This window comes from Ruegeria sp. YTSA072 (genome assembly GCF_059610285.1).
In genome coordinates this window covers 49,422-62,818 of sequence record NZ_JBXWNI010000009.1, presented here as the reverse complement: position 1 = coordinate 62,818, position 13,397 = coordinate 49,422, and the positions used below count along the sequence as shown (strand labels likewise).

Here is a 13,397-nt window from a genome sequence, read left to right as displayed (position 1 = left end):
TGAGGGGAAATCAATCCCGGTTCGCAGCGCAGCCCCTAGAACGCAAGGTGGTATCGCAGCAGCACAGAATTGACGCCCGGGTTTTCCTGCTGCGTGCTTGCATTGGATTTATGCGTAATCGCCACCGAGACTTTGTTGCCGCTGTTCAGCGTATAACCGACGCCCAACAGGCTGCGGATTTGGAAACTGCCGCCCAAGTCGTTCAGTTCCTCTGATTCAGAGAAATAGCCGGGCATGACGCTGCCCTCTACGAACCAGCGTTCAGCGAAGGTATATGTACCGATCAAGCCAGCACCCACATGGACGTCACCGGCTTCGTCCACGGTCAGCGCACCGCCCCATGTCGCGGACAGGCGTGTCGCCTCGTAGAAAGGGCGGTGATGGTATTCGACCGAAAAGGCGGCCTGGTCTTTTGCGTCACTTTCGGAAAAATCTGCATATCCGGCACCGAAGACAACTGATTGCGCGTGTGCGGAGGTCGCGGCGAAAAGAACCCCAAGGGCAAGAACGAAAGATCTCATGTCAGCATTCACTATTCAATTTTTCTAAATTGCTAATTGGTGATTCTAGTGCTCTCATTTCAATGTGAGCAAGCGCACAAAGCCGTGACAATCAATTGTGTTGTCAAAACGCCCTTGCGTACCTAATGCGCCCGCTGGCTTGCGCATTGTGCCCGACCTGCATAGAAGCTGCGCTCGAATGCTATGCAGGAGGCCGTCATGGGCTTTAAAATGGGAATCGTGGGTCTGCCGAACGTGGGTAAGTCGACCCTCTTCAATGCGCTAACCAAAACCGCAGCTGCGCAGGCGGCGAATTTCCCGTTCTGCACGATCGAACCCAATGTGGGCGATGTGGCCGTCCCCGACGACCGGCTGGACAAGCTGGCCACCATCGCAAGCTCCAAGCAAATCATTCCGACGCGCATGACCTTTGTGGATATTGCCGGTCTGGTGAAGGGTGCTTCGAAAGGTGAAGGGCTGGGCAACCAGTTTCTGGCGAACATCCGTGAAACCGACGCCATTGCCCACGTACTGCGCTGTTTCGAAGATGGCGATGTGACCCACGTGGACGGCCGCGTCGATCCTGTGGCCGATGCTGATACTATCGAGACCGAGTTGATGTTGGCCGATCTGGAAAGCATCGAAAAGCGCCGCGCCAATCTGGTGCGCAAGCTGAAAGGCAATGACAAAGAGGCCCAGCAGCAGGAACGCTTGCTGGCTGAAGCGCAGGCGATGCTGGAAGACGGCAAACCCGCGCGTCTGGTCGATGTCTCTGACGAAGACGCCAAGGCATGGGCGATGCTGCAGCTGCTGACCACAAAACCGGTTCTCTATGTTTGCAACGTGTCCGAAGAAGAAGCGGCCGACGGCAATGAATACTCCGCCAAAGTGGCTGAAATGGCCGCAGCGCAGGGCAATTCTCACGTCATCATCAGCGCCAAGATCGAAGAAGAGATCAGCCTGCTGGAAGAAGACGAGGCACAGATGTTCCTGGAAGAAATGGGTCTGGAAGAGCCCGGCCTCGACCGTCTGATCCGTGCCGGCTATGACCTGCTCAAGTTGGAAACCTATTTCACCGTTGGCCCGAAAGAGGCCCGCGCCTGGACCATTCGCACGGGCACCGCCGCGCCGCAGGCCGCAGGTGTGATCCACGGCGATTTCGAAAAAGGCTTCATCCGCGCCGAGACCATCGCCTATGACGATTACATCGCCTCCAATGGCGAACAGGGCGCGAAAGAAGCGGGCAAGATGCGGGCTGAGGGCAAAGGTTACATCGTCAAGGACGGCGATGTGATGCACTTTTTATTCAACACTTAGGCTATTGTCCAAACGCGTTTAGGCGTCACGTGACCTCGTTCAGGCTGCACCGGGTGATCAACCACCGACCGTCTTGTTGTTGATGAAGCACATTCAATGATGTTCCATAGCCAGTGGACCCTTCGCTGAAATTCGCGACGCACCATCCGACGGGTCCACTGGACCCTGCGTCCACAACTTCAATAGTCTTGTTCTCGCCGCCTTCTTCGACCCATTCGGTATGGGTGTTTTCGATAGCATCTCGGCCTTTGGCAGGAGGTCCATACGGAGAATACAGTTCTGCGTCAGTTGCAAAGAACGAGGCACACCCGGCCGCGTCTTTTGCGCGATACCTGTCGACGTACCCATCAAAGATGTTCTGAAATTCGACTTTTCCGATCATATCGGGCCTCGCATGTATTAACGGATTACCTTGAAGCCATAAAAGGCGGTTCGCGTCTCAATAACAAGAATTCGCTTGAAAGTTTGCCTACCAGTGGCCTAGTCGATCCGGTTCAATCACGGTATCGCAGATGATGGTGTGTATCCCAACTCAACTGGTGCTTTTCCCCTTGAGCAAAACGGCTAGAATGAGCATCTGGCCATTTATCTGAGAAACCTGCAAATGATCGAAATCCGCGACCTGCAATTGCTCAGCGCCCTCGCGCGGCACCGACATTTTGCCAAAGCGGCCGCGGAATGCGGGATTTCTCAACCTGCCTTCTCAATGCGTATCCGCAACCTTGAGGACCGGTTGGGTGTTTCCATCGTCCGTCGCGCCAATCGGTTTCAGGGCCTTACCGAAGAGGGCGAGATTATCGTCCAGCGAGCCAGGCGTATTCTCGACGATACCAAGGCGCTGGAGCAGCAGGTTCTGGCCGCAAAGGGTGAGATCACCGGCACCCTGATCCTGGGAGTGATCCCCACGGCGATAGCATTTACCGGGCGCCTCACCAAACGGTTGCGGCAGGCGCACCCGCGTATCGTTACGCGTATCGAGACCATGTCCGCCACGGCGATACAACACCGGCTGGACGAAGGTAGTCTGGATGCGGGCATCACCTATGGTGACAGCATCGGCACCGATCTGAGGCAAGTGCAACCCTTGTACGAAGAGACGTATGTGTTGCTGATCCCGTCACATATGACGGAGGATTCCGGCCCTGTCCCGTGGGCACGTGTTGCGGACTTCCCGCTCAGCCTGCTGGAGCCACAAATGCAGAACCGACGTATACTTGACCGCATTTTCGCCGATCAGGGGCTGCACCCAGATGTTGTGGCCGAAACCAGCGGTTTTACAGCTTCGATGGTCATGGCGCGCGAAGGGTTGGCCGCCACCGTTGTCCCCCGCGTTCTGGTGCGCGCGCTGGGTGATCTGAAGGGAACGCGCGTGTTGCCTTTGGTCGATCCGGTCGTCAGCAAGCCGATTTGTCTGGCAACCCTGACCAGAGAGCCCGAGTTGCCGACGGTGGAGGCCTTGCGCACCGTGGTGACGTCTTTGCGGTGATAAGGTGTCGTTATCGTGCGATCGCGATAAGCGATTTGACGATATGCTATTCTGATGAGACACGGAGCCTTAATCGGAGGGCATTATGGCACCATTAGATACCAAGCCATCAGGCGCACCCAAGGGCGTCTGGAAGTCAGGTAAAGGCAAAGGGCGGCACACGCCCAAAGGCCGTCAGTTCACGGATGAGGCGCAGGCCGAGATTGCGCGCCTGCTGGGCGACCGCCCGCGCCGTCGCGATCTGTTGATCGAATTCCTGCATTTGATCCAGGATAAGCACGGCCATATTAGCGCCGACCATATCGCCGCGCTGGCGGTTGAGATGCGGATCGGTCAGGCCGAGGTCTACGAGACCGCGACGTTTTATGCCCATTTCGACGTGGTGAAAGAAGGCGAGGTGCCGCCGCCTGCGTTGACGATCCGTGTCTGTGACTCTCTCTCCTGCGAAATGGCCGGTGCCCAGCAGTTGCAAAAGGCGCTGGAAGATGGCTTGGACGCATCCGAAGTGCGTGTAGTGCGCGCGCCCTGCATGGGGCGTTGTGATACGGCCCCGGTGCTTGAGATTGGTCACAACCACATCGACCATGCGACCCCTAGAAAGGTGCAGGCCGCAATTGCCGCCGGTGATACTCACGCCCATCTGCCCGATTACGAAACCTTTGCCGCCTACCAGGCAAACGGTGGCTACGCCAAGCTGAAAGAGCTGCGCGAGAGCGGCGACTGGGAGAAAGTACAAGAAGACGTTTTGTCCTCAGGCCTGCGCGGTCTGGGTGGTGCTGGCTTCCCGTCCGGCAAGAAATGGGGCTTTGTTCGCATAAACGAAGGCACCCGCTATCTGGCCGTTAACGGTGACGAGGGCGAGCCCGGTACCTTCAAAGACCGTTATTATCTAGAGCGTGCGCCGCATGTTTTCCTTGAGGGTATGCTGATCGCTGCTTGGGCGGTCGAGGCAGAGACGTGCTTCATCTACATGCGTGATGAATACCCTGCGGTGCTGGAAATCCTCGCCCGCGAGATTGCCGCGTTGGAAGAGGCCGGGATCGTTGAGCCGGGTTACATTGACCTGCGCCGGGGTGCTGGTGCTTACATCTGCGGTGAAGAATCCGCGATGATCGAGTCGATCGAGGGTAAGAAGGGCCTGCCGCGTCACCGTCCACCGTTTGTGGCGCAGGTTGGGGTCTTTAACCGTCCGACCTTGGTGCACAATGTCGAGACGCTGTATTGGGTCTCAAAGATCTGCCGCGAAGGGCCGCAGATTCTGAACTCTGTCGAAAAAAATGGTCGCAAGGGCCTGCGCAGCTATTCAATCTCGGGGCGGGTGGCCAAGCCGGGTGTTTACCTGCTGCCGGCGGGTTCGACCATTTTGGACGTGATTGAGGCCGCTGGCGGCATGATCGAAGGTCAGACCTTCAAGGCGTATCAGCCCGGCGGTCCGTCCTCGGGTCTGCTGCCTGCGTCGATGGACGATATCCCATTGGACTTTGACACGCTGCAGCCACATGGCACTTTTATTGGATCAGCCGCTGTGGTGGTTCTGTCCGATCAGGACACCGCACGCGATGCCGCGCTGAACATGCTGCGCTTCTTCGAAGATGAGAGCTGTGGCCAGTGCACGCCTTGCCGGGCGGGCTGCGAAAAGGCTGTGAAGCTGATGCAGGCTGACAAGTGGGATCAGGATCTTCTGGAAGATCTGTGCCAGGTCATGGGCGATGCCTCGATCTGCGGTCTGGGGCAGGCGGCCCCGAACCCGATCCGCCTGGTCATGAAACATTTCGCTGACGAAATCTGAGGGAGACAGAGCCATGCTTGATGCAAGCCCAACCAAGACCGTCACCTTCAACCTGAACGGCGATGATGTCACCGTGCCCGAGGGCTGGACCATCTGGGAAGCCGCCAAGGGGCAGGGGTTCACGATCCCGCACTTATGTCACAAGCCTCAACCCGGCTATAAACCGGATGGCAATTGCCGCGCCTGTATGGTCGAGGTGGAAGGCGAGCGCACTCTGGTCGCCTCGTGCATCCGTCCGGCTGCGGACGGAATGGTGGTAAAAACCGATAGCGACAGGGCCGAGAAATCGCGCGCAATGGTCATGGAATTGCTGGTCGCCGACCAACCCGAAGAGGCGCACGATAAATCCAGCCACTTCTGGGATATGGCCAAGCTGAACGATGTCAGCGACAGTCGCTTCCCGGCGAAAGAAGCCGAGAAAATCCCTCTGCTGGATGACAGCCACGTTGCAATGCGCGTCAATCTGGACGCCTGCATCAACTGCAACCTCTGTGTCCGTGCTTGTCGCGACGTGCAGGTCAACGACGTGATTGGCATGGCTGGACGCGGGCATACCGCGCAGGTGGTGTTTGACCAGAACGACCCGATGGGGGATTCGACCTGTGTCGCCTGTGGTGAATGTGTTCAGGCCTGCCCGACAGGTGCGTTGATGCCAGCCACTGTGCTGGACGATCAGCAGCAGGGGGACAGCAAGGATTACGATAGCGAAACCGAAAGCGTCTGTCCGTTCTGCGGCGTCGGCTGTAAGGTTTCGCTGAAGGTCAAGGACGGCAAGGTCAAGTATGTCGAAGGCATTAACGGCCCAGCAAACGAAGGCCGCTTGTGTGTCAAAGGTCGCTTTGGCTTTGACTATATCCACCACCCACACCGCCTGACCAAACCTCTGATCCGGCGTGAGGATGCGCCTGCAAAGGGGTTGAATGTCGATCCGGGCAATCTGGGCACTCATTTCCGCGAGGCGACCTGGGAAGAAGCAATGGATCTGGCGGCCACCAAGCTGAAAGCGCTGCGTGATGAAGATCCGCGCAACGTCGCTGGCTTTGGTTCGGCCAAATGCACCAACGAAGAAGCCTATCTGTTCCAGAAATTCATTCGTCAGGGCTTCAAGCACAACAACGTCGACCACTGCACCCGTCTGTGCCATGCCTCGTCCGTGGCGGCGCTGATCGAGAACGTGGGCTCGGGCGCGGTGACGGCCACCTTTAACGAGGTCGAGAACTCGGATGTGGTTATCATCATCGGGGCCAACCCAATCGAAAACCACCCCGTGGCGGCAACCTACTTCAAGCAGTTCACCAAGCGCGGTGGCAAGCTGATCGTGATGGACCCGCGCGGCGTCGGTATGCGCAAGTTCGCAGACGAAATGCTGCAGTTCCGTCCGGGGGCGGATGTCTCGATGCTCAACGCGATCATGAACGTGATCGTCGAAGAGGAACTGTACGACAGCCAGTACATCCACCGCTGGACCGAGAACTGGGAAGCCGAAAAAGAGCATCTGCGCGCCTTCACACCCGAGGCGATGGCGCCGATCTGCGGCATTGAACCGGATCAACTGCGCCGTGTCGCGCGTACCTTCGCGCAGGCCAAGGCTGGTCTGATCTTCTGGGGTATGGGCGTCAGCCAGCACATTCACGGCACCGATAATTCCCGCTGCCTGATCTCGCTGGCATTGATGACCGGCAATGTTGGTAAACCCGGCGCGGGTCTGCACCCGCTGCGTGGCCAGAACAACGTGCAAGGCGCGTCTGACGCGGGTCTGATCCCGATGTTCCTGCCGGATTATCAGTCGGTTATGGATGACGGCATTCGGGCCAAGTTCAACAATGTCTGGGACTCGGACGACTTCTCTAACGAGAAGGGCCTGACCGTCACCGAGATCATCGATCAGGCCTATGCGGGCAACATCAAGGGCATGTATATTCAGGGCGAAAACCCGGCCATGTCCGACCCGGATGTTGGTCACGCACGGGAAGCATTGGCCAAGCTGGAGCTGATGATCGTGCAGGATATCTTCCTGACCGAAACGGCCAACTATGCCGACATCATCCTGCCCGCCTCGGCGCTGTATGAAAAGAACGGCACCGTGTCGAACACCAACCGTCAGGTTCAGCGTGTGCGTCCGGCTGTGGCACCTCCGGGCGAGGCGCGTGAGGACTGGAAAATCACCGTCGAGCTTGCGCAGCGCATCGGGCTGAACTGGGACTACACGGATGTGTCTCAGGTCTTTGCCGAGATGAAGCTGACCATGGCGTCACTCGACAACATCACCTGGGAGCGGCTTGAGACCGAGACGATCACCTATCCATCGCTCAGTGAGACCGATCCGGGTCAGGCGATCGTGTTCGGTGACGGCTTCCCGCGGACAGACGGACGGGCCAAGTTCACCCCGGCCAGTGTCATCCCGCCGGATGAAGCGCCGGATGAGGAATACCCGATGATTGCCACAACCGGCCGTCAGCTGGAACACTGGCACACCGGGTCGATGACCCGCCGGTCCAACGTTCTGGATGCTGTGGAACCGGAAGCAAACTGTTCGATGAACCCGCGCCAGCTGAAACTGATGGGGATCGAGCCGGGCGAAATGATCCGTCTCACCACGCGGCGCGGCTCGATCGAAATTATGGTTCGAGCCGACCGGGCGATCGCCGAAGATATGGTGTTCATTCCGTTCGCCTATGTCGAGGCGGCGGCGAATATCCTGACCAACTCGGCCATCGACCCGTACGGTAAAATCCCTGAGTTCAAGTTCTCGGCCATTCGCGTCGAAAAGATCGAAGACGCCATCGCGGCGGAGTAAATCCGTCACATACAGTCTTGGAAAGGCGGCCTATTGGGTCGCCTTTTTCTTTCCTTGACAGCAGCTTACCTGCGGCCAACCCTGTCACCGTTCTTGGTGGAGGAGTTTTACATGGCGCGCCGCTTCGTCGATCTGTCAGTTCCGTTGGAAACCGGCATCGTGTCGGACCCGCCGATCATGTTACCCGAAATCGAATATCTGGCCCATGACCAGACCGCCGAACAAGTCATGTCCTTTTTTCCGGGCCTGCAGAAAGATGACCTGCCAGGCGGTGAGGGCTGGGCCATCGAACGCCTTCAGATCGCCACGCACAATGGCACCCATCTGGACGCGCCCTACCATCATCACTCGACCATGAACAAAGGCGAGCGCGCGATCACCATTGACGAGGTGCCGCTGGAATGGTGCATGAACCCCGGTGTGAAACTGGATTTTCGCCATTTCGACGATGGTTATGTGGCGACCGCCGCCGATGTCGAAGCTGAATTGAAACGGATTGGCCACGAATTGCAGCCGCTGGATATCGTCGTCGTGAATACCTCGGCTGGCACACGGTATGGGCATCGGGACTATCTGGCCAAAGGGTGCGGCATAGGGCGCGAGGCAACGCTGTACCTGACCAAACGCGGGGTTCGCGTGACAGGAACTGACGCCTGGAGCTGGGACGCACCGTTTCCATTGACCGCGCAGGAATATGCTGAAACGCAAGATGCATCGATTATTTGGGAAGGGCACCGGGCCTCGATGGAGGTTGGCTATTGTCACATGGAAAAACTGACGAACCTTGAAACCTTACCAGCCACCGGGTTCGAGATTTCCTGTTTCCCCTTCAAGATAAAAGGGGCCTCAGCCGGATTTATCCGCGCGGTCGCAATCTTTGAGACCCAAGAAGGAGCACTTGATGCAACCGACGCCTGAAACGCTGGCCGGGCATGACGGACCCTATGATGCCCCGCTTGAATTCCGTGGGTTCAAGGCGCGCCCCGAGTGGATCGATTATAATGGTCACATGAACGTGGGCTATTACGGCGTCGCCTTTGACAATGCGCTAGAGTTGTTGATGGTGGATCATCTTGGGCTGGGTGAGGCACAGGTCAATGCGATGGGGCAGGGGCCCTATATTTTGCAATCCCACATGAATTTCCTGCGCGAAATACTTGAGGGTGAGGCCTTTAGCATCCGGTTTCGGATGCTGGACGCAGATCACAAACGCGGCCACTATTTCGCACAGATGGTGTCTGAAAAAGACGGTACTATCTGCGCCACTCAGGAAGCGTTGTTCATGAATGTCAGCCATACGACCGGCCGGTCGGTTCCCTATCCGGACTGGGCCGTCGCGCGTCTTCAGAGCATGGTGAGGGATCATGCGGCGATCGACCCGGCCCCAGAGGTCGGACACCCGATCGGCATCCGCAGAAAGTGAACTGAGGCCTGCTTAATAGTCGCGCGAAAAAAAGACCCCAACACCAGTCTCACCCCGTCCATCTACAGTGCCTTTCACAGTGAAACTGTCGGTAACGTCCAGGTTCAGGTTCACCTCGGTGTCGCCTTCTGTGTTGACGGTGAAATCGGTGTAGAGGTTGTCGCTCAGATACGCTCCGGCGCCGAGCCGGCCCGCGCCACCGTCGGACACGCCGATGTCCACGGTGTCGACGCCCGTAGACTCGCGCAGGCCTTTGGTCGCGTCTCCGCCAGCGCCGCTGAGTTGCGCCAGCGAGGCCGCCATCTGAGCGATTACGAACGGTGACAACTCTGAGAAGCGATTACCGAACAGCAGCATGGCCAAAGCTTCCTCGGCCGGGCGCTCCGGGTCGGAAAAGACGTTGACCTCGGGCGAGTCCAGTGGTCCGGCGATCTCGATCGTTGCCGTACCATCAGAGGTGCTGGTCGAGGATTCGAACTCGATATAGGGCGTCAGGTCCCCCTGCAGCGTAACAATGCCTTTGGTCAGTGCCAGTCTGCGGCCAAGAATGTCAAAATTACCACGGATCAGCTCGATCTGACCGGATGGAATGACCGAGGTAGTGGTGCCGCCGATGTGGATTTTTCCTCCCAGCTCTGCGTTGACACCACGCCCGCGGACAAACACGGCCTTGGGCGCCAAAAGACTGACGTCCAGCGCGATACGTGAAGCGCTTTTGCCTGCGCCTTCTTTTTCGACCAGACCAGCGCGCTCACGGGTGACATAGCCCGCCTGACTTTCGTTTACGTGCACGATGTCCGGAATGGGTGCCGCCCCCACGGCACCTGATGCAGCCGCGAGGTTGATATTGGTTTCGCCAACCGTGATCTGTCCAGCGATCGAGCTGTTACCCGCCAGCGCCCCGGTCATAGCAATTTGTCCGTTCAGCGTGGTTTCATACAGCAACTGATCGGTCAGTACGAGGCTGTTAAGGGCAGTCGTGATATTGGCATTGAATGGTGGCGTAAGGTCTACTGGCCCACTGACGGTAAAATTGCCGCCTGCTCGTGGTCCGCCACTCAGGGAAATAGTGGCGCGGCTGTTTGCAAGTTGGACCGATCCGCTGATGCCTGTGATCGTTTGTCCCGCGCCGGGAATTGCCAGCGACGTACCGGAAGTGGTGATCGAACCGGACAGAGATTCCAGCGCGGGTTTACCCGACAATGTCAGGTCATAACGGGCGCTGCCTTCGATCTTGTTGGGCGTGATAAAGATGTTGGCGATGCCAAGATTGACGCCGCCGACTGCCTTCATGTCGGCTTCACCGGTGCTTTCGTCGAAGGTACCAGAGACTTTGCCGCTAATCTCCGCAGGCCCGTCGGCTTGGGCGTCGATTGTCCAGACACCCTTGTTGCGCTTAGCGCTGCCATTGGCGGCCACTGTACCCGGAAACTCAGGTACAAAACGCTCGATCCGGTTGAACTTGGCGTCAAAATCCAGATCCGCCGACCCGTCGCTGTCCACCGTCCCGGCTAGCTTGGCGTATGAGCTGTCGGGGCCATTCAGGTTGACCGTACCTTCCACGCCCTTGGATGTCGGGGCAACGTTTCCATCCAACGTCAGTGGACCGGACATCGTGTTCAACACCCGCGCCAGATCGTCTAGTTTGACCGAGAAATCCAGCCCGCCCGATTGACGGTCCAGCTTACCTGAAGCCGTTGCGGTGATGGCCGTGCCGTTCAGGCGGAACGTTTCAATGCTAAGGCCATCTTCCCCATTCTGGGCATCTACGGACAGGGTTGTCTGGCCCTGAATCAGTTTGTCCACGGCCTCAATGCCGGTTTGGATGTTGTTGGCATCGAGGTTGCCCTGAACATCGAATGCCCGGGTGGACAGGGTACCGTTGCCTTGCACGTTTGCTGCGACCGAACCGGCAAGATCACGCCCGGCCAACCCGGAAAACAGGGACAGGTCCGGGACATTCAATTGCGCTTGGCCATCTGCCGACAGATCTCCGGTGGGGTCGTCTACGGTCGCTTGAACCTGTGCGCTCAGGGCGCGGCCATTTACCGAGGCGCTGCGGATGTCGATACTGTCTGCGGTTCTGGCGCCGTCCCATTCGATCTCGGTTCTGCCGGTCAGCAGAGGGTCGATATCGGCCATACCAGTCTTGATGTTCTGACCTATCACGCTGGCCGTGCCGTCAAATTCCAGCGTTTGTACCGTGCCTGTACCGTTCACGGTCGCCTGTAGGGAACCGCCAAGGTCGCGTTTTGCCAAGCCAGAGAAGACCGACAAATCCGATGCGTTGACCCGGGCCTGCCCATCAATGGTCAGGTTGCCGTCGGGCGTCGTCACAACACCGCTGGCCACGGCTTTGGCGGCCTCACTGTCCAGATCGAATTCACGGATAGTTATTCCGTCCGTGCCGCGGCTGGCGTCCAGCGTGATTGTGGTCTCGCCGGCAATCACGGGGTCGATATCATCACGGCCAGTAGACAAGTCGCGGCCCTGAACCATGACTTTGCCGTCAAAGCTGCGTTCTAGCGGTGAACCTTTTCCGGTCACGCTGGCCGAGACTTGCCCACCAAGATCCAGCTTGGCAAGGTCCGAAAAGCGCGACAGGTCGGTCGCGTCCAACTTGGCTGTTCCGTCGACGCTCAAGCCGCTGGTCATTCCGGAAATCAGCGCGTCCAGCGCCAGCGTGTAGTCAGAGCCCACAAGCTCGAACCCCGACAAGTTCAGGGACTGGTCGCTGCTATAGCCGAATTGGCCATCAAGCGTGATGCGATCGCCCAAAGCCGTGGTCAGCGCGTCATCGGCCATGTCTATTCCGCCGACCGCTATTTGAACGTCGCCGTCGACAGTCAGAACCTCGCCCTGATCCAGGGTGCCTTGTGCGGTGATCCGGGCATCACCCAGCCTGGCCTGCGGGGACGCGAATTCGTTGGCCGTCAGGCTCAGATCCCAAAGGTTTCCGTTCTGGCGGTCAAACAGTGCCGACACCTGCGCCGCCTTGATAGAGGTATCGCCCCCCGCGACCGGAAGAACGACGGCTTCGCCATCCGGCGGAGTGATGCGCCCTTGCAGGGCCGCCAGTTGCAATTCACCACCTTCGGCCAATTGAAGCTCACCCTTCAGATCCAGTGCCTGCGTGGTGAGTTCCAAATCCGAGATGTCCAGCGCGCCCTCGGGCTTGGTCTGGCCATCGACATAAAGCCGTGATTTTGGGCCGAAGAACGGATCAATGTCCTCCCCCAGAAAGGGTGTCAGATCGCCGTTCAGATCAGCGGTGAACGCAATACTGTCCGCTGCGCCACCCTCGGCCGCCTGCAGCTGAACCTGCCCGGTAACGCGCATCTGGTTGTCGCTGCTCAGCCCGATATCGGCAGTGAAATCCGACAGCGGGCCCGCGCCCTTGGCTGTCAGGCCGATCGGTGGGCTGTCAGGGATCTTCAGCGCGGTTGAAATCAGACCGCCGGAGGCTTCGTTCACTTGCAAATCCAGATTGATCTCACTTGTTGAGTTCTGGAAACCAGCCGCCAGCTTGATCTCATCCCCTGCGCGGTCCAGTCGGATCACGTCCAGATTGGTGTCCAGCGCCCCATCTGCCAGCGACAGGTTGCCTGTCACGCTCAGATCTGCAGCGACACCGATCAGCGGCTCACCAAGAGACAGCTCATCCACCCGGATTTCACCGATTTCGACGGAAACTGGCAGTTCGGGCAGTTGAAACGGTTGCGTTTCCGCCGAAGCAGGTGGTTCTTCCTTGGTCGTTGTGCCCGGTGCACGGGCAATATCGATTTCCTGCGCGGTCAGAGAGTTGACCGAAAACCGGCCGCGGATCAGTGCCAAACGGTTCCAGTCAAGTTCGGCGTCCTTGATGGTCAGCCAAACACCTTCATCATCGGCAACTGTGATCTCTTCAATCGTCGCGCGCGCGCTCAACGCGCCTTGCAGGCCCTTTACGGTCACGTTTTGGTCGTCGCCAGAGAGCGTATCCTGCAGGAAGTTCTCCAGCATGCTGCCGCCTTCCTCCTGCGCGGCAAGTGGCAGAGGGGCAGACAACATCAGCCCCGAAAACAATAACGGATATGCGCGACGTC

9 protein-coding genes are annotated in these 13,397 nt (G+C 58.3%); 6 read left to right on the top strand and 3 right to left on the bottom strand.

Annotated features, from left to right (window positions below):
* Positions 1-35: 35 nt before the first annotated feature.
* Positions 36-521: an acyloxyacyl hydrolase gene (locus tag AC2FIB_RS15375; protein ID WP_058273182.1), complete on the bottom strand. Its 486-nt coding sequence runs from the start codon at positions 519-521 to the stop codon at positions 36-38.
* Between the two features lie 198 nt (positions 522-719).
* Here AC2FIB_RS15375 and ychF point away from each other — a divergent pair, with 198 nt between their 5' ends.
* Positions 720-1,817, top strand: coding sequence for a redox-regulated ATPase YchF (ychF, locus tag AC2FIB_RS15370; RefSeq protein WP_496735426.1), 1,098 nt, complete (start codon positions 720-722; stop codon positions 1,815-1,817).
* Positions 1,818-1,842: 25 nt separating this feature from the next.
* Here the strand turns inward: ychF and AC2FIB_RS15365 are convergent, their stop codons facing one another.
* Positions 1,843-2,199 (bottom strand): YybH family protein, encoded by a 357-nt coding sequence (locus tag AC2FIB_RS15365; protein WP_496735427.1) that lies wholly within the window; start codon positions 2,197-2,199, stop codon positions 1,843-1,845.
* A 222-nt stretch (positions 2,200-2,421) separates the two neighbouring features.
* On the opposite strand from AC2FIB_RS15365, the gene AC2FIB_RS15360 reads away from it, so the two are divergent.
* The 5 genes from AC2FIB_RS15360 (at position 2,422) to AC2FIB_RS15340 (ending at position 9,312) form a co-directional block, all read left to right on the top strand.
* Positions 2,422-3,303 carry a LysR family transcriptional regulator gene (locus tag AC2FIB_RS15360; RefSeq protein WP_496735429.1) on the top strand — a complete coding sequence of 294 codons (882 nt, stop codon included), beginning with the start codon at positions 2,422-2,424 and terminating at the stop codon, positions 3,301-3,303.
* Positions 3,304-3,388: 85 nt separating this feature from the next.
* Positions 3,389-5,092 carry an NAD(P)H-dependent oxidoreductase subunit E gene (locus AC2FIB_RS15355; RefSeq protein ID WP_496735430.1) on the top strand — a complete coding sequence of 568 codons (1,704 nt, stop codon included), beginning with the start codon at positions 3,389-3,391 and terminating at the stop codon, positions 5,090-5,092.
* 13 nt (positions 5,093-5,105) lie between these two features.
* Positions 5,106-7,889 carry a formate dehydrogenase subunit alpha gene (gene fdhF / locus AC2FIB_RS15350; protein ID WP_496767089.1) on the top strand — a complete coding sequence of 928 codons (2,784 nt, stop codon included), beginning with the start codon at positions 5,106-5,108 and terminating at the stop codon, positions 7,887-7,889.
* Positions 7,890-8,000: 111 nt separating this feature from the next.
* Complete coding sequence (locus tag AC2FIB_RS15345) at positions 8,001-8,807, top strand: cyclase family protein (protein WP_496842340.1); 807 nt, start codon at positions 8,001-8,003, stop codon at positions 8,805-8,807.
* The gene (locus AC2FIB_RS15340; protein ID WP_109312577.1) at positions 8,791-9,312 is read left to right on the top strand and encodes a thioesterase family protein; all 522 of its coding nucleotides are present in this window, start codon (positions 8,791-8,793) and stop codon (positions 9,310-9,312) included. Before AC2FIB_RS15345 ends, AC2FIB_RS15340 begins: the two co-directional genes overlap by 17 nt.
* Before the next feature lie 12 nt (positions 9,313-9,324).
* Here AC2FIB_RS15340 and AC2FIB_RS15335 read toward each other — a convergent pair whose 3' ends face one another.
* Positions 9,325-13,362, bottom strand: coding sequence for a translocation/assembly module TamB domain-containing protein (locus AC2FIB_RS15335; RefSeq protein ID WP_496842382.1), 4,038 nt, complete (start codon positions 13,360-13,362; stop codon positions 9,325-9,327).
* Positions 13,363-13,397 lie beyond the last annotated feature (35 nt).

Excerpts from the sequence above, each read along its gene's own strand:
- AC2FIB_RS15375 (WP_058273182.1), bottom strand. The coding sequence starts at position 521 with ATGAGATCTTTCGTTCTTGCCCTTGGGGTTCTTTTCGCCGCGACCTCC.
- ychF (WP_496735426.1), top strand. The coding sequence starts at position 720 with ATGGGCTTTAAAATGGGAATCGTGGGTCTGCCGAACGTGGGTAAGTCG.
- AC2FIB_RS15365 (WP_496735427.1), bottom strand. The coding sequence starts at position 2,199 with ATGATCGGAAAAGTCGAATTTCAGAACATCTTTGATGGGTACGTCGAC.
- AC2FIB_RS15360 (WP_496735429.1), top strand. The coding sequence starts at position 2,422 with ATGATCGAAATCCGCGACCTGCAATTGCTCAGCGCCCTCGCGCGGCAC.
- AC2FIB_RS15355 (WP_496735430.1), top strand. The coding sequence starts at position 3,389 with ATGGCACCATTAGATACCAAGCCATCAGGCGCACCCAAGGGCGTCTGG.
- fdhF (WP_496767089.1), top strand. The coding sequence starts at position 5,106 with ATGCTTGATGCAAGCCCAACCAAGACCGTCACCTTCAACCTGAACGGC.
- AC2FIB_RS15345 (WP_496842340.1), top strand. The coding sequence starts at position 8,001 with ATGGCGCGCCGCTTCGTCGATCTGTCAGTTCCGTTGGAAACCGGCATC.
- AC2FIB_RS15340 (WP_109312577.1), top strand. The coding sequence starts at position 8,791 with ATGCAACCGACGCCTGAAACGCTGGCCGGGCATGACGGACCCTATGAT.
- AC2FIB_RS15335 (WP_496842382.1), bottom strand. The coding sequence starts at position 13,362 with ATGTTGTCTGCCCCTCTGCCACTTGCCGCGCAGGAGGAAGGCGGCAGC.